This is a genomic window from Streptomyces griseoflavus, assembly GCF_014649995.1.
Taxonomy (GTDB): Bacteria; Actinomycetota; Actinomycetes; order Streptomycetales; family Streptomycetaceae; genus Streptomyces; species Streptomyces griseoflavus.
In genome coordinates this window covers 339326-358833 of sequence record NZ_BMUC01000006.1, presented here as the reverse complement: position 1 = coordinate 358833, position 19508 = coordinate 339326, and the positions used below count along the sequence as shown (strand labels likewise).

13 protein-coding genes are annotated in these 19508 nt (G+C 69.4%); 10 read left to right on the top strand and 3 right to left on the bottom strand.

The annotated features are described in order from the left end of the window. Positions 1 to 101: 101 nt before the first annotated feature. Entirely contained in the window at positions 102 to 3902 is a 3801-nt protein-coding gene (locus tag IE172_RS16015; protein ID WP_190097899.1) for a GH92 family glycosyl hydrolase, read from the bottom strand. Between the two features lie 377 nt (positions 3903 to 4279). Between IE172_RS16015 and ngcE the strand changes: the two genes are divergently transcribed. From ngcE to IE172_RS15970, 9 genes are all read left to right on the top strand, one after another. Then, positions 4280 to 5737, top strand: a complete 1458-nt coding sequence (gene ngcE, locus IE172_RS16010; RefSeq protein ID WP_190097898.1) for an N-acetylglucosamine/diacetylchitobiose ABC transporter substrate-binding protein — start codon at positions 4280 to 4282, stop codon at positions 5735 to 5737. A gap of 75 nt (positions 5738 to 5812) precedes the next feature. Beyond that, positions 5813 to 6742 carry a carbohydrate ABC transporter permease gene (locus IE172_RS16005; protein ID WP_190097897.1) on the top strand — a complete coding sequence of 310 codons (930 nt, stop codon included), beginning with the start codon at positions 5813 to 5815 and terminating at the stop codon, positions 6740 to 6742. 15 nt (positions 6743 to 6757) lie between these two features. Then, positions 6758 to 7693 (top strand): carbohydrate ABC transporter permease, encoded by a 936-nt coding sequence (locus IE172_RS16000; RefSeq protein ID WP_190097896.1) that lies wholly within the window; start codon positions 6758 to 6760, stop codon positions 7691 to 7693. A gap of 183 nt (positions 7694 to 7876) precedes the next feature. Further along, on the top strand, positions 7877 to 9088 hold the full coding sequence (locus IE172_RS15995) for an ROK family transcriptional regulator (protein ID WP_190097895.1): 1212 nt from the start codon (positions 7877 to 7879) through the stop codon (positions 9086 to 9088). Positions 9089 to 9208: 120 nt separating this feature from the next. After that, on the top strand, positions 9209 to 10321 hold the full coding sequence (locus tag IE172_RS15990; protein WP_229886102.1) for an ABC transporter substrate-binding protein: 1113 nt from the start codon (positions 9209 to 9211) through the stop codon (positions 10319 to 10321). A 182-nt stretch (positions 10322 to 10503) separates the two neighbouring features. Continuing rightward, on the top strand, positions 10504 to 11295 hold the full coding sequence (locus tag IE172_RS15985) for an ATP-binding cassette domain-containing protein (protein ID WP_190097894.1): 792 nt from the start codon (positions 10504 to 10506) through the stop codon (positions 11293 to 11295). An 11-nt stretch (positions 11296 to 11306) separates the two neighbouring features. Next, positions 11307 to 12611, top strand: a complete 1305-nt coding sequence (locus tag IE172_RS15980) for a sugar ABC transporter permease (protein WP_190097927.1) — start codon at positions 11307 to 11309, stop codon at positions 12609 to 12611. Positions 12612 to 12810: 199 nt separating this feature from the next. Further along, positions 12811 to 14742: a 1-deoxy-D-xylulose-5-phosphate synthase gene (gene dxs, locus IE172_RS15975; protein ID WP_190097893.1), complete on the top strand. Its 1932-nt coding sequence runs from the start codon at positions 12811 to 12813 to the stop codon at positions 14740 to 14742. Between the two features lie 147 nt (positions 14743 to 14889). After that, positions 14890 to 16410, top strand: coding sequence for an amino acid permease (locus IE172_RS15970; protein ID WP_229886101.1), 1521 nt, complete (start codon positions 14890 to 14892; stop codon positions 16408 to 16410). 369 nt (positions 16411 to 16779) lie between these two features. On the opposite strand, the gene IE172_RS15965 is transcribed toward IE172_RS15970, so the two are convergent. Then, positions 16780 to 17151: a PIN domain-containing protein gene (locus IE172_RS15965; RefSeq protein ID WP_190097892.1), complete on the bottom strand. Its 372-nt coding sequence runs from the start codon at positions 17149 to 17151 to the stop codon at positions 16780 to 16782. A gap of 67 nt (positions 17152 to 17218) precedes the next feature. Between IE172_RS15965 and IE172_RS15960 the strand changes: the two genes are divergently transcribed. Next, entirely contained in the window at positions 17219 to 18235 is a 1017-nt protein-coding gene (locus tag IE172_RS15960) for a DUF8189 domain-containing protein (RefSeq protein WP_190097891.1), read from the top strand. A gap of 13 nt (positions 18236 to 18248) precedes the next feature. Here the strand turns inward: IE172_RS15960 and IE172_RS15955 are convergent, their stop codons facing one another. Beyond that, positions 18249 to 19337 carry an LCP family protein gene (locus IE172_RS15955; protein WP_190097890.1) on the bottom strand — a complete coding sequence of 363 codons (1089 nt, stop codon included), beginning with the start codon at positions 19335 to 19337 and terminating at the stop codon, positions 18249 to 18251. Positions 19338 to 19508: the final 171 nt, after the last annotated feature.

Below are 19508 nucleotides of genomic sequence, written 5' to 3'. Positions count from 1 at the left end.
CGTCCACCCCCCTCGCCGTACGGTCCGGCACGGCTGACCGCGGCCCCGCAAGGGGAAGGGGCGGGTCCGGACGACGCCCGGACCCGCCCCGTGAGCCGCGGTCAGCCCAGCAGTTCCACCTCCGTCAGCGTCGCCTCACCGCTGAAGACCAGCCGGTAGTGGCCGTAGGACCCCGGTTCGCCCACCGAGAAGGCGCGGGTCTGCCGGTCCCAGCGGAAGGACTCGTCCGTCCGCCGGTCCAGGTCCGTCCACGTCTCCCCGTCGGCCGAACCCTGCAGCACCCAGCCCGTGGGCGCGTCGGCGTGGTCCGAGGAGGTCAGCGTGTACTGCACGGCCTCGGTGTCACCGGTGACGGGAAGGTCCACGGTGGACACCGTGGCGCCGGTCGCCGACGTGTTGTCGAACAGCGCGCCCCCGCCCTTCAGCGCGTCCTTCCGGGGCGCGGGCACCTCGTCGTCCTGGGTGATGGACACGGGTGCCGCGTCCTTGCCGGTGCCCCACGACGACGGGCGCGGGCCCATGTCGAACTCCAGGACGCCGCCCTTGGCGATCACCGAGTGCGGCAGCGAAGTGGAGTTCCACCGCTTGCCGTTGACCTTCAGGCCCTGCACGTACACGTTCTCCGCGCTGTTCCTCGGCGCCTTGACGACCAGTTCGCGGCCGTTCTCCAGGTGCACGGTCGTCTTCTTGAACAGCGGTGAGCCGATGGCGTATTCGCCGCTGCCCATGACGAGCGGGTAGAAGCCGAGCGAGGAGAACAGGTACCAGGCCGACTGCTCGCCGTTGTCCTCGTCGCCGTGGTAGCCCTGGCCGATCTCGCTGCCCGTGTAGAGGCGGGACAGCACCTCGCGCACGTTCTTCTGCGTCTTCCAGGGCTGCCCGGCCGCGTCGTACATGTACAGGGCGTGGTGGGCGACCTGGTTGGAGTGGCCGTACATGCCCATCCGGACGTCACGCGCCTCGATCATCTCGTGGATGACCCCGTTGTAGGAGCCCTTGAGTTCCGGGGAGGCCGTCTCCGGGGTGGAGAGGTACGCGTCGAGCTTGTCGCCGAGTCCCTTGCGGCCGCCGTACAGGTTGGCCAGGCCGCGGCTGTCCTGGGCGGCGGTGAAGGCGTACCCCCAGCCGTTGGTCTCGGTGTAGTCGTACCCCCACACCCGCGGGTCGTACGAGGAGGACTTCACGCGCCAGTCGCCCTTGGCGTCGCGGCCCTGGAAGAATCCGGCCTCGGAGTCGAAGAGGTTGACGTAGTCCTGGGCGCGGTCGAGGAAGTAGGCGGACTCCTCCTGGTAGCGCCGCTCGCCCGTCTTCTCGTACAGGGCCTCGCCCATCCTGGCGATGCCGTAGTCGTTGAGGTAGCCCTCGAGCGCCCAGGACAGGCCCTCGTGCGTCTCGGTGCCGGTGTAGCCGAGGAACGGCGAGGTGGCCATGCCCTTGCGGCCCACACCGGACGACGGCGGCACGACGGTGGCGTTCTTCACGGCGGCGTCGTAGGCGGCCTCCGCGTCGAAGCCGTCGACGCCCTTGACGTACGCGTCCGCGAACGCCACGTCGGAGGAGGTGCCGGTCATCAGGTCGGCGTAGCCGGGGGAGGACCAGCGGGAGGTCCAGCCGCCGTCCTTGTAGTGCTGCACGAACCCGTCGACCAGCTCACCGGCCTTGGAGGGCGTCAGGAAGGAGTACGCCGGCCAGGTGGTCCGGTAGGTGTCCCAGAAGCCGTTGTTGACGTACACCTTGCCGTCCACGATCTTCGCACCGGTGTGCGTCGGCGTGTCCGGCCGCTCCATCCGGGAGAACGGCGAGGCGTACTTGTCCTTCCCGCCGACCTTCTCGAAGCCCGAGTTGGGGTACAGGTACAGCCGGTAGAGGCTGGAGTACAGCGTGGTCAGCTGGTCCGGTGTGGCGCCCTCCACCTCGACCTTGCCGAGGATCCGGTCCCACTGGCGCTGCGCGTCCCGCTTGACCTTGTCGAAGGTGGCGGTGCGGCCGATCTCCTGGCGCAGGTTGTCCTTCGCCTGGTCGACGCCGATCAGGGACGTGGCCAGGCGCAGGGTGACCGTGCGGTTCCTGCCCGCGTCGAAGCGCAGGTGGCCCTTGATGCCCTCGGCGCCGCCGGCGGTGACCTTCCGGTCGAACTCGCCGTACACGAACATCCGGGTCGCGCCCGTGGACAGCCCGGACTTGACGTCGGAGTAGCCCGTGAAGGTGCCGTTCTCCTTGTCGAGGGTCAGCCCCGCCTGGTCGTTGACGTTGTCGAACAGCACGCTCGCGTCGTCACCGGGGAAGGTGAAACGCATCATCGCGGCGTGGTCCGTCGGCACCATCTCGGCCTTCACGCCGTTCTCGAACCGCACCCCGTAGTAGTAGGGCCTGGCCGTCTCGTTCTCGTGCCGGAAGGCCAGCTCGCGCGCCTCACGGCCGGTGTCCGGGGTGCCGGAGGCGGCCGACGGCATCACCTGGAAGGTCTGCCGGTCACCCATCCAGGGGCTCGGCTCGTGGCTCGCGCTGAACGCCTGGACCGTCGGCAGGTTGTCGTCGTTGTTGCCGCTCGCGTAGTCGTACAGCCAGCTGGTGGAGCCGGCGTTGGTGACCGGCGTCCAGAAGTTGAAACCGTGCGGCACGGCCGTCGCGGGGAAGGTGTTGCCGCGCGAGAAGGCGCCGCTGGAGTTGGTGCCCCGGGTCGTCACCGCGTAGTCCGACAGATGGGCCTTCGGACGTTCGGGCTCCACCCGCTTCAGCGCCACGTCGTCGAGCCAGCCGCGGAACTTCGCCGGGCCCTTCGGGGAGTCGTAGGCCACCAGGATCCGGTCGACGGTCTTGCCGGCGGCGACCGAACCGATCGCGGAGCGCACGCTGTTCCACTGGTTGACGTACAGCACCTTGGACTCGCCCTGGCCGCGCGGCGACAGCGGGAAGCCGTGCTGGTCCGTCGCCCTCAGGTCGCTCAGGTGGGTGCCGTCGGTGAAGGCCAGGTCGACGGAGACGTTCGTGGCGTCGTAGTCGAGGTCCCGGTCCGCCATCGACGGGAAGATCTTGTACGACAGCTCCGTACGGCGCTCGACCTTCACGTTCACGTCGAAGACCTTGTTGTACGAGTACGCCCGGCCGTCCGCGGTGTGCCGGCCCGCGTAGCGCAGGGCGCGCTTGCCGGTGAAGCCGGCGTCCGCCTTCGCCGTCGGCGAGCCGCTCGGGCCGCGGTCGACGAGCGAGAGCATGTCCTCCGGTATGGGGTCGGCGATGCCGGTGGACAGCTGGATCTCGGCGAGCTGGAGCGCGTCCCCCGCCCCGTTGTTCTTGGTGAAGTCCACCCGCCAGTAACGGTATTCGGCCGCCTCGGCGAGGTCGTAGGTCTTGGTTTGGAACCGTTCGGCGAAGGACTGCCCGGAGCGGGTGTCCAGCGTCCGCCAGTCCTCGCCGTCCGCCGAGCCCTTCAACGTCCAGTCCACGGGGTCGCGTTCGGCGTGGTCGTTGGCCGAGGTGAGGGCGTACTCGACGATCTTCGCCGGCTCGTCCAGCTCGAACTCGATCCAGCCGGTCGGCGCGAACGTCAGCCACTTGGTGGCGGGTTCCCCGTCGAAGAGGTTCCCCTTCACCTCCTTGGCGTTGGTGTTCTCCCCGCTGGCACGGACGTCCGTGACGTGGTCGGTGACGTTGCCGGGGATCCCGGAGGTGAACCCGCCGTCCACGCCCGAGGCGCGTTTGCCGCCGCCCGGCGCGGTGTCCACGGTGTTCAGCCAGTCCGGAGCCGGCTGACCCGCCTCGAAGGACGAGGCGAACTCCCGGTCCGCCTTCGCCGGTGCCTCGGGCAGGGCGACCGCGACGCCCTGCGAGCCCGCGGCCAAAGCAAAGGCGGTCGCCGCGACGACCGCCGTTCCCCATCTGTGCCGGACCCTACGTTGCATGCGCGAGCACCCTCCCTGTGCTGGACAACGTTGTCAGTTGTGATGCGCAAGGACCAGTAGTGCGCCAAGTGGACCGTGGTGTCAAGGGGGTTGAATGCGGCATTCCAGTGCGGCGACGAGGAATTCTCCACCGGGGCCGCGCACGGGAGGCTCATATTTCCGCGAGGTCTCAACTCGGAAAAGACAGGTGGGGAACCTTGCATTCGATCTTGCTCCGTCGGCGGGAAGTGGACTATACCTGTCGGCACTCCGGGGCATCTTCACCGCACCCGACCCCAGCACGGCCGCACTTCCTGCACGACCCAGCGTGACCCGAACGCGGTGCCGGTAAGGATCCGGTTCACCGCCTGAGTCCTGGAGAAGGCGAGGACTTGAGCATGGGATCCACTTCCGGCGAGAACGACGGCACCGGTGACAACGGCACGACCGGCGTGGGGCGCCGATCACTGATCAAGCGGTCCGCCGCACTCGGCCTCGTATCCGTACCGGCGATGGGCTTCCTGTCCGCGTGTGCCAGCGGTGGCGGGGACGACGACTCCGGCCAGAACGAGGGCAAGACGTCCGAATCCAACCCCTTCGGCGTCAAGAAGGGAACCAAACTCGACGTCGTCATCTTCAAGGGCGGCTACGGCGACGCCTACGCCAAGGCATGGGAGGCCGACTTCGAGAAGAAGCACGGCGTCACTTCCGTGCACACCGGAACCCAGGAGATCACGGGCAAACTCCAGCCGCGGTTCAACGCCGGCAACCCGCCGGACATCGTCGACGACTCCGGCGCCCAGCAGATCCCGATCGACGTGCTGCACAAGAACGGCCAGCTCCTCGACCTCGCGAAGGTGCTGGACGCCCCGTCGATCGACGACCCGTCCAAGAAGGTCCGCGACACCCTCATCCCCGGCACGATCGACGCCGGCATGCAGGAGGGCAAGATCGTCGCCCTCAACTACATCTACACGGTGTGGGGCCTGTGGTACTCCGGCAAGCTCTTCAAGGAGAAGGGCTGGGAGGCGCCCAAGACCTGGGACGACTTCCTCGCCGTCTGCAAGGACGCCAAGGCCCAGGGCATCGGCGGCCTCGCCCACCAGGGCAAGTTCCCGTACTACATCAACGTCGCCATCATGGACCTGATCGCCAAGAAGGGCGGCCTGGACGCCATGAAGGCGATCGACAACCTCGACCCCAAGGCGTTCGTCGGCTCCGACGCCGCCACCGAGGCCATCGAGGCGATCTACGAGGTCGTCGAGAAGGGCTACTTGATGCCCGGGACGAACGGCCTGACCCACACCGAGTCGCAGACCCGCTGGAACCAGTACAAGGCCGCCTTCATCACCAGCGGTTCCTGGCTCGAGAACGAGCAGCTCAAGACGACACCGGACGACTTCGACATGAAGTTCCTGCCGATGCCGGTGCTGGCGGACAGCGCACTGCCCTTCGAGGCGATCCGGGCCGGCTCCGGCGAGCCGTTCATCATCCCGTCCAAGGCCAAGAACCTCCCCGCGGCCCAGGAGTTCATGCGGATGATGCTCTCCAAGGACTGGGCGACCATGTTCGCCAAGGAGGCCAACTCGCTGACCATCCTCAAGGACGGCGTCGACCCGGACGTCCAGCTGCGGCCGGGCACCCAGTCCACCGTCGAGGCCTCCCGGGCGGCCGGCGACAACACCTTCCGCTACCTGTACACCGAGTGGTACAGCGAGATGGGCACGGCCATCGAGAACGCCTCCAACGAGCTGATGGCCAAGCGCATCCAGCCCAAGGAATGGCTCAAGCGGGCCCAGGCCGCGGTCGACAAGCAGGCCAAGGACCCGGCCTCGCAGAAGAACCGCCGCGACTGATCTCGCTCGACCGACGACCGCCGCGGGCCGGGAGGATTCCCGGCCCGCGGCGGCCACACCCAGGGGCAGGACGTCATGCGCAAAGGGCAGCACCGGTTCGTCGCGGGATTCCTCTTCTTTCCCGTGGCGCTCTATCTGATCTTCGTGATCTGGCCGTACATCCAGACGTTCGGTTATTCACTGACCGACTGGAAGGGGCAGTCACAGAGCTTCGACTTCGTCGGCCTGGACAACTACACCGCGTTGTTCAAGGACGACATCTTCATGGGTGCCATCTGGCACAACATCCTGTTCCTGGTGTTCATCCCGGTGATCACCATTCTGCTCGCGCTGTTCTTCGCCTTCATGCTGAACGCGGGCGGACGGGGACGTTCCGGAGGCGTCTCCGGAGTCGCCGGATCGAAGTACTACCGGGTCATCTACTTCTTTCCGCAGGTCCTGTCGCTGGCGATCCTGGCCGTGCTGTTCGGAGCCGTCTACCGCAGTGACGGCGGCGGCATGCTCAACGGCGTCCTGATCAAGCTCGGACTGGTCGACAGCCAAAATCCCGTGGAATGGCTCAACGAGCCGAACTTCGTCCTGTGGGCCCTGATGGCCGTGGTCGTCTGGCACGGCGTGGGCTTTTACCTGGTGCTGTTCTCCGCGGCCATGCAGTCGATTCCGCGCGACATCTACGAGGCCGCGCTCATCGACGGGGCGAGCCGCACCCAGTCCTTCTTCCGCATCACTCTGCCGCTGCTGTGGGACTCCGTGCAGACCGCGTGGGTCTACCTCGGCATCGCGGCGATGGACATGTTCATCCTGGTCTCCACCATGACCGCCGGCGACTACGGCGGTGGCCCGGACCACCACAGCGAGGTCATGTCGACCGTGATGATGCGCAACTTCCTGCTGTACGGCCGGAGCGGCTACGCCTGCGCCATGGGCGTGGTCATGCTGGTCCTCACCCTGATCGTGTCCGTGGTCATGCTGCGCGCCACCCGTCGCGAGCGCATCGAGTTCTGAGGCGGAGCAACGACGATGAGCGCACCTCTCAAGGAAACCGCCCCCACCCAGGGCCCCACCCCGCCCCGCCCGCCGGCAGGCAAGGACGGCGTCCGGCCCGGCGACCGGCGCAGCGAAGGCGTCGTGCTGAACGTCTTCTCGCACGGCTTCCTCGCCGTGTGGGGAGTGCTGATCGTGCTGCCGCTGGTGTGGCTGGTGCTCAGCTCCTTCCGGACCGACGCGCAGATCGGCGGTTCGGCCTTCGGCTGGCCGCAGAACTGGGACCTGGGCGTCTTCTCCCGCGCCTGGGAGAAGGGCATCGGCGACTACTTCACCAGCACGGTCATCGTGCTGGTCATCTCCGTGCCGCTGACGATGCTGTTCGGCGCCATGGCCGCCTACGTGCTGGCCCGCTACGAGTTCCGGGGCAACCGCCTGCTGTACTACTTCTTCGTCGCCGGCGCGATGTTCCCCGTCTTCCTGGCGCTGGTGCCGCTGTTCTTCATGGTCAAGCGCCTGGACATGCTGAACACCTACCACGGCCTGGCCCTGGTGTACGTGGCCTACTCGCTGCCGTTCACGGTGTTCTTCATGCACGCCTTCTTCCGGACCCTGCCCACGGCGGTCTTCGAGGCGGCGATCCTGGACGGGGCCTCGCACACCCGGACCTTCTTCCAGGTGATGATGCCGATGGCCAAGCCCGGACTGCTGAGCGTCGGCATCTTCAACACGCTCGGCCAGTGGAACCAGTACATCCTGCCGACCGTGCTGATGCAGCCGCAGAGCGGTGACGATCCGGAACGCTACGTGCTGACCCAGGGGCTCATCCAGCTCCAGCAGCAGCAGGGCTACGCCTCGGACCTCCCCGTCCTCTTCGCCGGTGTGACCATCGCCATGGTGCCCATGCTGGTGGTGTACCTGTCCTTCCAGCGCCAGGTCCAGGCCGGGCTCACCTCCGCAACCTTGAAGTAACGCTCCGGAACCGGCTGTTCACACGCCGCTCCCGTCGCAGGGAGCGGCGTGTCCGTGTGTGTCCATGCACCCGGAAACGGTTCAACCTCTTGACGGGAGGCAACCCGAACAGCTCATCTTAGAGTTCACTAGTTGGACATGAGAGGGGCCTCACCGATGCGGCCCCGCGCGCAGGAGGTCGTCGTGGAGACTCCGGGGTCGCAGTCGTCGCTGCACCGAGCCAACCTGGAGCGGGTCGTCCGGGCAGTACGTCTTGCGGGTTCCCTCACCCAGGCCGAGATCGCGAGGACGACCGGCCTGTCCGCGGCCACGGTCTCCAACATCGTCCGGGAACTGAAGGACGGCGGAACGGTCGAGGTCACCCCGACCTCGTCGGGCGGACGCCGGGCCCGCAGCGTCTCGCTGAGCGGGGACGCCGGCATCGTCATCGGTGTCGACTTCGGACACACCCACCTACGGGTCGCGGTCGGGAACCTCGCCCACCAGGTGCTGGCCGAGGAGTCCGAGCCGCTGGACGTGGACGCCTCCTCGACCCAGGGTTTCGACCGGGCGGAACAGCTGGTCAGCCGGCTGATCGAGGCGACCGGCGTGGACCCCTCCAAGGTCGCCGGGGTCGGCCTCGGCGTGCCCGGTCCGATCGACGTGGAGTCCGGCACCCTCGGCTCGACCGCGATCCTGCCGGGCTGGACCGGCACCAAGCCCGCCGAGGAGCTGCGGGGGCGGCTCGGCGTGCCGGTGCACGTGGACAACGACGCCAACCTCGGCGCCCTCGGCGAGATGGTCTGGGGGAGCGGCCGCGGCGTGCGCGACCTGGCGTACATCAAGGTGGCCAGCGGTGTCGGCGCGGGCCTGGTGATCAGCGGCAAGATCTACCGCGGACCGGGCGGCACGGCGGGTGAGATCGGACACATTACACTCGACGAATCCGGCCCCGTGTGCCGCTGCGGCAACCGCGGCTGCCTGGAGACCTTCACGGCCGCGCGCTACGTGCTCCCGCTGCTCCAGCCCAGCCACGGCACCGACCTGACGATGGAAGGCGTCGTCCGGCTGGCGCGGGACGGTGACCCGGGCTGTCGTCGCGTGATCGCCGACGTCGGCCGCCACATCGGCAGTGGAGTCGCCAATCTCTGCAACCTGCTCAACCCCAGCCGGGTGGTCCTCGGCGGCGATCTCGCCGAGGCCGGCGAGCTGGTCCTGGCGCCGATCCGGGAGTCCGTGAGCCGCTACGCGATCCCCAGCGCGGCACGTCAACTGTCCGTCCTCCCCGGGGCACTGGGGGGCCGCGCGGAGGTCCTCGGAGCGCTCGCCCTCGCCCTGAGCGAGATGGGCGATTCGACCCTTCTCGACGGAACTGCGACAGGGTCGCTCAAGTCGGCCAGTCCTGCCTTCACTTAGAGAACGGATGGCACCGTTGCCATCTCGTTAAGGATTTACTTCTTGACGTCGCACGTGTGGCCGAGTTGACTTCCAGCCACCTCGGCCGCAACGACGCGGCCTCGTCAGGGAGGTTTCTGAATGAACACGCGTATGCGTCGCGTTGCCTTTGCCGTTGCCGCCGGTGCGATGGCCGTCTCGCTCGCCGCTTGTGGCAGTGCCGCCGAGTCCGGTGACAAGAAGGACTCCGGCGAATCCGCCGCCGCCAAGGGCGACGACATCAAGGTCGGTCTGCTGCTGCCGGAGAACCAGACCGCGCGGTACGAGAAGTTCGACAAGCCCTTGATCGAGAAGAAGGTCAAGGAGCTCACGAGCAACAAGGGCGAGGTGGTCTACGCCAACGCCAAGCAGGACGCCAGCCTGCAGAACCAGCAGGTCGACACGATGATCACCAACAAGGTGGACGTGCTGATCCTGGGCGCCGTCGACGCCAAGGCGATCGCCGGCTCGGTGAAGAAGGCCAAGGACGCCGGCATCCCGGTCGTCGCCTTCGACCGGCTCGCCGAGGGCCCGATCGACGCCTACACCTCGTTCGACAACGTGACCGTCGGCAAGACCCAGGGCGAGGCCCTGCTGGAGAAGCTGGGCGACAAGGCCAAGGACGGCCAGATCGTCATGATGAACGGTTCCTCCACCGACCCGAACGCCGCCCTCTTCAAGCAGGGCGCGCACTCCGTCCTCGACGGCAAGGTGAAGATCGGCCGCGAGTACGACACCAAGGAGTGGAAGCCGGAGAACGCCAACGCCAACATGGAGGGCGCCATCTCCGCCCTCGGCAAGGACAAGATCGTCGGCGTCTACTCCGCCAACGACGGCATGGCGGGCGGCATCATCACCGCCCTGAAGGCCGCCGGCATCTCCGTCCCGGTCACCGGCCAGGACGCCGAACTCGCGGGTGTGCAGCGCATCGTCACCGGTGAGCAGTTCATGAGCGTCTACAAGCCGTTCCCGCAGGAGGCGAACGTCGCCGCGGAGCTGGCCGTGCTGCTCGCCCAGGGCAAGTCGCTGGACTCCGTCGCCAAGGACAAGGTCGACAGCCCCACCACCAAGGCCGTCCCCTCCGTTCTCGTCCCGGTCATCTCGCTGACCCAGGAGAACATCAACGACACCCTGATCAAGGACGGCATCTACACCGTCCAGGAGATCTGCACGGACAAGTACAAGGCCGCCTGCGACAAGATCGGCCTCAAGTAAGCAGTCCCCGAGTCCCGTGACACACGGGGGAGTCCGTGACCCGGACTCCCTCCCGGGACCGACTGCCACGCGCTTCCGCCGGCGCCCCGCACACATCAGCCCCGCAAGCTACGCGGGGCGCCGGACGGAACACCCCCCCAAATTCTCTGCACAACCTCCCGCCGGGTCAGGCGGCGAAGGAGATGGTTCACGTGTCCGCTACGCCCGTGCTGGCGTTGCGCGGGGTCTCCAAGCGGTTCGGTGCCGTCCAGGCGCTCACCGACGTAGAGCTTGAGGTCCACGCCGGTGAGGTGGTCGCCCTGGTGGGCGACAACGGTGCCGGAAAGTCCACGCTGGTCAAGACGATCGCCGGCGTGCACCCCATCGATGAGGGTGTCATCGAATGGGACGGCAAGGCCGTCCAGATCAACCGGCCGCACGACGCCCAGAACCTGGGCATCGCGACGGTCTACCAGGACCTCGCGCTGTGCGACAACATCGACGTCGTCGGCAACCTCTACCTGGGCCGGGAGCTCCGCAGGCGCGGCGTCCTGGACGAGGTCGAGATGGAGCGCCGCTCCCGCGAGCTCCTCGACACGCTCTCGATCCGCATCCCCAGCGTCCGGATCCCGATCGCCTCGCTCTCCGGCGGTCAGCGCCAGGTCGTGGCCATCGCCCGGTCCATGCTCGGCGAGCCGAAGCTGGTGATCCTCGACGAGCCCACCGCCGCCCTCGGCGTCGAGCAGACCGCGCAGGTCCTCGACCTGGTCGAGCGGCTGCGCGAGCGCGGTCACGCGGTCATCCTCATCAGCCACAACATGGCCGATGTGAAGGCCGTGGCGGACAAGGTCGCGGTTCTGCGCCTCGGGCGCAACAACGGCGTCTTCGAGGTCAAGTCGACCTCGCAGGAAGAGATCATCTCCGCCATCACGGGCGCCACGGACAACGCCGTGACCCGTCGTGCGGCGCGCACCAATGGGGAGGTCAAGAAGTGAGCACCGAAGACGTGAGCACCGACAAGACGTCGGACAAGACCTCCACCCCGGCCGAGGACCACGCCGTGGAGAACCCCGAGGCGGCCCCCGCCGCGGTCACCGTGGTCGACCCCCGGCTGCTCGTCCGCGAGCAGGGCTTCCTCGGCTACTGGAACGAGTTCAAGCGGAAGATGAAGGCCGGTGACCTCGGCTCCATCCCCGTCGTGGTCGGCCTGCTGATCATCTGGGCCATCTTCACCAGCCTGAACCCCAACTTCCTCACCGCCGGCAACTTCTCCGACATGTCCGTCGCCATGGTCGGCACCGGCATGATCGCCGTCGGCATCGTCTTCGTCCTGCTGCTCGGCGAGATCGACCTGTCGGTCGGCTCGGTCAGCGGTGTCGCGGGCGCCGCCTTCGCGGTGATGAGCGTCACCCACGGGATGAACGAGGTCCTGGCCCTGGTGCTGGCGATCCTCACCGGCACGGTGGCCGGCGCCATCCACGGCTTCATCTTCGCCCGCATCGGCGTCCCGGCCTTCGCCGTGACCCTGGCCGGACTGCTGTTCTGGCAGGGCTTCATGCTGCAGATCCTCGGCAGCAACGGCACCATCAACCTGGACTCCGAGGGCCTGGTCGTCAAGCTGACCAGCTACTACTTCTCGGACGTGGCCGCCGCGTACGGCCTGGCGATCGTCGCGACCGCGGGGTACTTCCTCCTCGCGTTCTTCGACAACCGCCGCCGCGAGGCCGCCGGGGTGCCGTCCCGCCCGCTGAACGAGATCATCGTGCGGACCGTGCTGCTGGCGATCCTGGCCTTCGCCGTCGCGATCGTCTTCAACCAGTACAAGGGCCTGCCGCTGGCCGTGGTGATCTTCCTGGCCTTCCTGGTCCTCACGGACTTCGTGCTGCGCCGCACCGCCTACGGCCGCAAGGTCTTCGCGCTCGGCGGCAGCGTCGAGGCGTCCCGCCGCGCCGGCATCAACGTGGAACTGGTCCGGATCTCGGTCTTCGCGATCGCCGGCACCTTCGCCGCGATCGGCGGCCTGTTCGTCGCTTCGAAGATCGCCTCCGCCAACCAGGGCGCGGGCACCGGTGAGTTCCTGATGAACGTCATCGCCGCGGCCGTCATCGGTGGTACGTCGCTCTTCGGTGGCCGCGGCCGCACGTGGGACGCGCTGCTCGGTGTGATGGTCATCATCTCGATCACGTACGGTCTCGCGCTGGAAGGCATCGCCTCGCCGGTGCAGTACATGATCACCGGTGGTGTGCTGCTGGCGACCGTCGTCATCGACGCGGTCACCCGCAAGACGCAGAAGACGGCCGGTCGCGCCTAGCGGGCCCGGTACGGATCCGTCGGCTGTTGCCCGGTGCCTCTCAGGTGCCGGGCAACAGCCGTGTCGTAGGACGGGCGCATCCGGGTACTGCTGATCGGGTGACGCACGACGCACCGCCCGGAGTCGTTCCACCGGAGCGGAAGATTAGACTCGACCCGCCCGGCAACAGCTCGATCAGCTCTACTGCAAGGAGGCACGGGTGCCGCTGCTGACCCGCATCAGGGGACCGCGCGATCTGGACCGGCTCGGCCCGGAGGAGCTCGACCGGCTGGCCGGGGAGATCCGGACCTTCCTCGTCGAGGCGGTCTCCAAGACCGGCGGCCACCTCGGCCCCAACCTCGGTGTGGTGGAGCTCACCATCGCCCTGCACCGGGTCTTCGAGTCGCCCAGGGACAAGGTGCTCTGGGACACCGGCCACCAGTCCTACGTGCACAAGCTGCTGACCGGCCGGCAGGACTTCTCCAGGCTGAAGATGAAGGGCGGCCTGTCCGGCTACCCCTCGCAGGCGGAGTCCGAGCACGACGTCATCGAGAACAGCCACGCCTCCACCGTCCTCGGCTGGGCCGACGGCATCGCCAAGGCCAACCAGATCAAGAAGCGCGACAGCCACGTCGTCGCGGTCATCGGCGACGGCGCGCTCACCGGCGGCATGGCCTGGGAGGCGCTGAACAACATCGCCGACGCCAAGGACCGCCCGCTCGTCATCGTTGTCAACGACAACGAGCGCTCCTACTCGCCCACCATCGGCGGCCTGGCGAACCACCTGGCGACCCTGCGCACCACCGACGGCTACGAGCGCTTCCTGACCCGCACCAAGGACCTCCTGGAGCGCACCCCGGTCGTCGGCAAGCCCCTCTTCGACACGCTGCACGGCGCGAAGAAGGGCCTGAAGGACTTCATCGCCCCGCAGGGCATGTTCGAGGACCTGGGCCTGAAGTACGTCGGCCCCATCGACGGCCACGACATCGAGGCCCTGGAGTCCGCCCTGACCCGCGCCAAGCGCTTCGGCGGCCCGGTCATCGTGCACTGCCTCACCGAGAAGGGCCGCGGCTACCAGCCCGCCCTCCAGGACGAGGCCGACCGCTTCCACGCCGTCGGCAAGATCCACCCCGACACGGGCCTGCCGATCGCCAGCTCCGGCGCCGACTGGACGAGCGTCTTCGGCGAGGAGATGGTGAAACTCGGCGAGGAGCGCGAGGACATCGTCGCCATCACCGCCGCCATGCTCCAGCCGGTCGGCCTCGACAAGTTCGCCAAGCGCTTCCCCGACCGGGTCTACGACGTCGGCATCGCCGAGCAGCACGGCGCCGTCTCCGCGGCCGGCCTCGCCCACGCCGGGGTGCACCCCGTCTTCGCCGTGTACGCCACCTTCCTCAACCGCGCCTTCGACCAGGTGCTGATGGACGTGGCCCTGCACAAGTGCGGCGTGACGTTCGTCCTCGACCGGGCCGGCGTCACCGGCACCGACGGCGCCTCCCACAACGGCATGTGGGACATGTCCATCCTCCAGGTCGTCCCCGGCCTGCGGCTCGCCGCGCCGCGCGACGCCGACCAGGTCCGCGCCCAGCTGCGCGAGGCCACCGTCGTCGAGGACGCCCCCACCGTGGTGCGCTTCTCCAAGGGCGCCGTCGGGCCGGCCGTGCCCGCCGTGGGCCGCGTCGGCGGCATGGACGTCCTGCGCGAGCCCGGCACGGACACCCCCGACGTGCTGCTGGTCTCGGTGGGAGCGCTCGCGCCGATGTGCCTGGAGATCGCCGCCCTGCTCGACCGGCAGGGCATCTCCACCACCGTCGTCGACCCGCGCTGGGTCAAGCCCGTCGACGAGGCGATGGCCCCGCTCGCCGAGAAGCACCGCGTCGTCGTCACCGTGGAGGACAACTCCCGCGTCGGCGGTGTCGGCTCGACCATCGCCCAGGCGCTGCGCGACGCCGGTGTGGACGTGCCGCTGCGCGACTTCGGCATCCCGCCGCGCTTCCTCGACCACGCCTCGCGCGCCGAGGTCCTGACCGAGATCGGCCTGACCGCTCCCGACATCGCCCGTCAGGTGACCGGCCTGGTGGCCAAGCTCGACGGGAAGTACGAGCACTCCTCCGCGGACGCCGTCGACTCGGTGGAACCCGCCCGCGACTGACGTCGCCTCCGCATCGCCCGGATGGGCCGCCCGTGCCACTGTGAAGAGTGGCGCGCGCGGCCCGTTCGCGTGAGAGCGCCCGCGCCGGGGCATACGACCTACGCCCCCTCTCGATCATGTCGAGGACGACAAGCGTGGGAGGTACCCGTGACAAGCCCCCTCTTCCGGACGAAGAAGGTCGAACAGTCGATCCGTGACACGGAGGAACCCGAGCATTCGCTCAAGAAGTCCCTGTCCGCCCTGGATCTGACCGTCTTCGGCGTCGGTGTCATCATCGGCACCGGCATCTTCGTCCTCACCGGCACGGTCGCCAAGGACAACGCCGGACCGGCCACCGCCCTGGCCTTCGTGGTGGCCGGCGTCGTCTGCGCGCTCGCCGCGCTCTGCTACGCCGAGTTCGCCTCCACCGTCCCGGTGGCGGGCTCCGCCTACACGTTCTCGTACGCCTCCCTGGGTGAACTGCCCGCCTGGATCATCGGCTGGGACCTGGTCCTGGAATTCGCGCTGGGCACGGCGGTGGTGGCCGTCGGCTGGTCGGGTTACATCCAGTCGCTCATGGACAACGCCGGCTGGCAGATGCCCGCGGTCCTGGGCAGCCGCGAGGGCTCCGACGTCTTCGGGTTCGACATCCTCGCCGCCGTGCTGGTGCTGGTGCTCACCGGCGTCCTCGTCCTCGGCATGAAGCTGTCCGCCCGGGTCACCTCGGTGGTCGTGGCCATCAAGGTGACCGTGGTCCTCGTGGTGATCATCGCGGGGGCCTTCTTCATCACCGCGGACAACTACGACCCCTTCATCCCCAAGTCGGAGCCCGTGCCCGCGGGGGACAGTCTCGCTTCCCCGCTCATCCAGCTCATGTTCGGCTGGGCCCCGGCCAACTTCGGCGTGATGGGTATCTTCACCGCGGCCTCGGTGGTGTTCTTCGCCTTCATCGGCTTCGACATCGTCGCCACGGCCGCCGAGGAGACCAAGAACCCGCAGCGCGACATGCCCCGCGGCATCCTCGGCTCCCTGTTCATCTGCACCGTGCTGTACGTGCTGGTGTCGCTCGTCGTCACCGGAATGCAGCACTACACCGAACTGTCCGTGGACGCCCCGCTGGCGGACGCCTTCAAGGCCACCGGGCATCCGTGGTACGCGGGTTTCATCAGCTTCGGGGCCGCTGTCGGCCTGACGACCGTCTGCATGATCCTGCTGCTCGGCCAGACCCGGGTCTTCTTCGCGATGAGCCGCGACGGACTGCTGCCGAGGTTCTTCTCCCGCGTCCACCCCCGGTTCAGGACCCCGCACCGGCCGACCATCCTGCTCGGTGTCGCCATCGCGATCCTCGCCGGCTTCACCCCGCTGAACGAACTCGCCGCGCTGGTGAACATCGGCACCCTGTTCGCCTTCGTCATCGTCGCGATCAGCGTGATCATCCTCCGCAGGACCCGGCCCGACCTGCCGCGGGCGTTCCGCACCCCCTGGGTGCCCGTGCTGCCGATCGTGTCGGTCGCCGCCTCCCTGTGGCTGATGCTGAACCTGCCCGCCGAGACGTGGCTCCGCTTCGGGGTCTGGATGGCGATCGGCGTAGTCGTCTACTTCCTTTACAGCCGCAACCACAGCCGTCTGGCCCGCGGCGAGGCGGAACCGGGCGCGCCGGTCGGACGCTCCGGCCCGGACTCCCGCTGACCCCGGCGCCCCGGCCGTGACCGACACGCACCGGGGCGCGGTCACACCGGGACGGCGCCGCCGGCCGACCCGCCTCACCGGCGCGGGCGGCCTGAGCCGGGGGCCGCGAGCGCCGAAGCGCGGCCCTCGTGCGACGCCGACTCCGCGCCCACCGGGGCGCCGCCCCCGTGCCCGGCCGCCCGGGGGACGGAGGGGCAGGCGTCGGCGGTGTCGCCCCGGTACGCCGGTGAAGCCCGCCCGCCTGTGCCGCCGCGGGTTCGGAGCACCCGGGCGCCCGGGTGCTCCGCCGTCAGGGCGTCGCCGTCGGGGACGGCGGAGAACCCGGCGGGGCGCGGCGCGTCCGGTGCGTCGGCTGACCGCCGGGCGGGGTCAGCGGGGCACGGACCGCGGGCCGGTGACCTCCGCGCCCAGGGAGGTCACCCTGCGGCGCAGTTCGCGGTCGGCCGTGACGACCAGGACCGGGCGGTCGCCCGCCCCGGCCACCAGTGCGACCATGTGGTCGTCGCCGCTGCCCGGGGCGGACTCCACCCGGACCCCCGGAACCGGCTCCACCCCGCGCGCCGCACCCTCGACGACCAGGACGAGCTCCACCGGCCCCGGACGGTCCGGCAGGCCGTCCGCGGCCAGCCGGTCCCGCAGGCGCTCCGCCGCGCCCCGGCGGTCCCGCCACCACCCGTCGGGCACCGACCCGACGACGTTCGCGGCGTCGACGATCACGAGCAGGGCGGTGGTGTCGTTCATGAGGCCAGCGTCCCACGCGAAGCCGCCCCGCCCGCGCGCCGGGAAACGCTGTGCATAAGGTGAAGCGGTGAACGGCGACTGGCTCCTCCGCGGCCGCGACGGCCGCCTGACCGTCTACCTGCCGTCGGACGACGCCGTCCTGTGCCGCGCGGAACTCGCCCCCGGCGGCCCCTGGGAGACGCCCCGCAGGATCGGCGGCGACCAGCGGCTGCGCCCGGGACCGGCCGTGGGCCAGGGCGCCGACGGCTACGCCCACCTGGTCGCCTGGCGGCCCACGGTGAACGGCGAGTCCGGCCTGGTGCACTCCACCCACTTCCGCCCCCGGCTCGCCCCCCTCGACTGGAACCCGCTCGGACACCCCGACAAGAAGGGCGACCGCACCGGCACACCGGCCGTCGCCGTCGACGCGGCGGGCCGCGCCCATGTCTTCGTCCGCGCCGCCGGCGGCGGGGTCGGCATGGCCGCGCAGAAGGAGAAGGGCGGCTGGAACCCGTGGACGCACCTCGGCGGCGAGGACGTCCACGAACAACTCGCCGCCGTCACCGGGCAGTCGGGCCGGGTGGAGCTGTACGCGGCCGGCCCGGACGGCATCCTGCGCTGGCGTCAGGAGGAGCCCGGCACGCCGCCCGGACCGGCGGAGGGCCTCGACGTGCGGGCACGGCCCGGCACCCTGCGCGCCCTGGCCACCTCCGACGAGCACACCACGCTCTTCTTCACCGACCGGCACGGGGAGTTGTGCGCCTGGCGCGCCGGCAGCGCACCGGTGCCCCTCCTCACCGCGGCCGGTCCCGGACCGGTGTCCGCCGTGCGCTGCGCGATAGAGGGCCACGACTGCACCGTGCTCGCCCAGCGCTCGGCGAGCGGCCGCGTCGCCTTCGCCGCCTACCCCACCGAGCAGGAGCCCGCCGGGGCCTGGTGGACCGAGTCCGGCCCCCAACTCGGCGCGGGCGCCTCGGTGTCCGTGGCCCTCGACGAGCACGGCGAACTCGTGGCCGCCTCCCTCGACCCGTCCACCGGCACCCTGCTGCTCACCCGCCGCAAGGACGAGCCGGGCCTCGCCCTGAGGGCCTGGCGGGAGGTGTGAGCCCTCCGCGGCCTCAGCCGCGCGCGGGGGACTTCCGCACCGGCTCCGGGATCTCGGCGTCGGTCCGGATCGCCTCCCACAGCAGGGACGCCGACGGCTCCACCGCCACCACCCGGTTGGGGTCCGCCTTGTCGTACGCCACCGGCAGCATGACCGTGTCCATCGCCGCCGGGTCGATGCCCTCCAGGCTCCGCCCGAACTCCGCCAGCGCGGTCAGTGAGGCCAGTTCGGAGTCGGTGGTCAGCGACTCGGTCAGCCGGTCGGCGATCCGGTACAGCTTCGCCGGACTCCCCAGCAGGTCCTGCCGTTTGATTTCGGCGAGCAGTGCGCCCAGGAACTTCTGCTGGAGTTCGATCCGGCCCAGGTCGCTGCCGTCGCGGTAACCGTGCCGGGTGCGGACGAACTTCAGCGCCTCGTCGCCGTTCAGCCGGTGTTCCCCGGCGTCCAGCCGCAGTCCGGAGGTGATCGGCTCGTCCAGGCGTACGGTCACTCCGCCGATCGCGTCGACGATTCCCTTGAACCCGGCGAAGTCCACCTCCACGAGATGGTCCACCCGTACGTCACTCATCTGTTCCACCGTCTTCACGGTGCACGCCGATCCCGCCTGCGCGTAGACGGAATTGAACATCACCCGCCGGGCGGACGGCAGCACCGTGCCGTCGGGCGCCGTGCACTCGGGCCGGGTGACCAGGGTGTCGCGCGGGATGCTCACCGCCACCGCCTCGGTGCGGCCCCCGGCGATGTGCACCAGCAGCGCGGTGTCGGAGCGTGCCCCGCCGGGCCGGCCGCCGTCGAGCGCCGCGTTCGCGCCCGCCCGGGAGTCCGAGCCGAGCAGCAGCAGGTTCAGCGCGTCACCGGCGGCGGCCTCGCGCCGCGGACGGTTCCTCTCGTCGCCGAGTGCCTGCTCCAGGTCGACCGCGCTGTCCTTGAGGTTGCTGTCCAGCCCCTGGTAGAGCCACCACGCGGTTCCGCCGGCCGCGAGGACGAGCACCAGCAGCACCGGCAGGACGACCCGGCGGACGGTCCTGCCGCGGGTGCGGCCGCGGGCCCGCCGGCGGCCGCCGGGCCGGGGTGCGTCCGAGGGGGTGCTGATGTGACTCATGTCGCTCCGGTTCACGTGAATCGGCTGGTCGCCCGGAGTTCCGGCACGGGCGAACTCCGTTGCGGTGACAGGAGACACGCACACCGCGCCAAGGGTTGTAGCGATGTGTACGTGACAAGCCGCACTTGTTGTGGACAGGGTGAATAGGTGAAGGTTCTGTTAGCCTCCTCG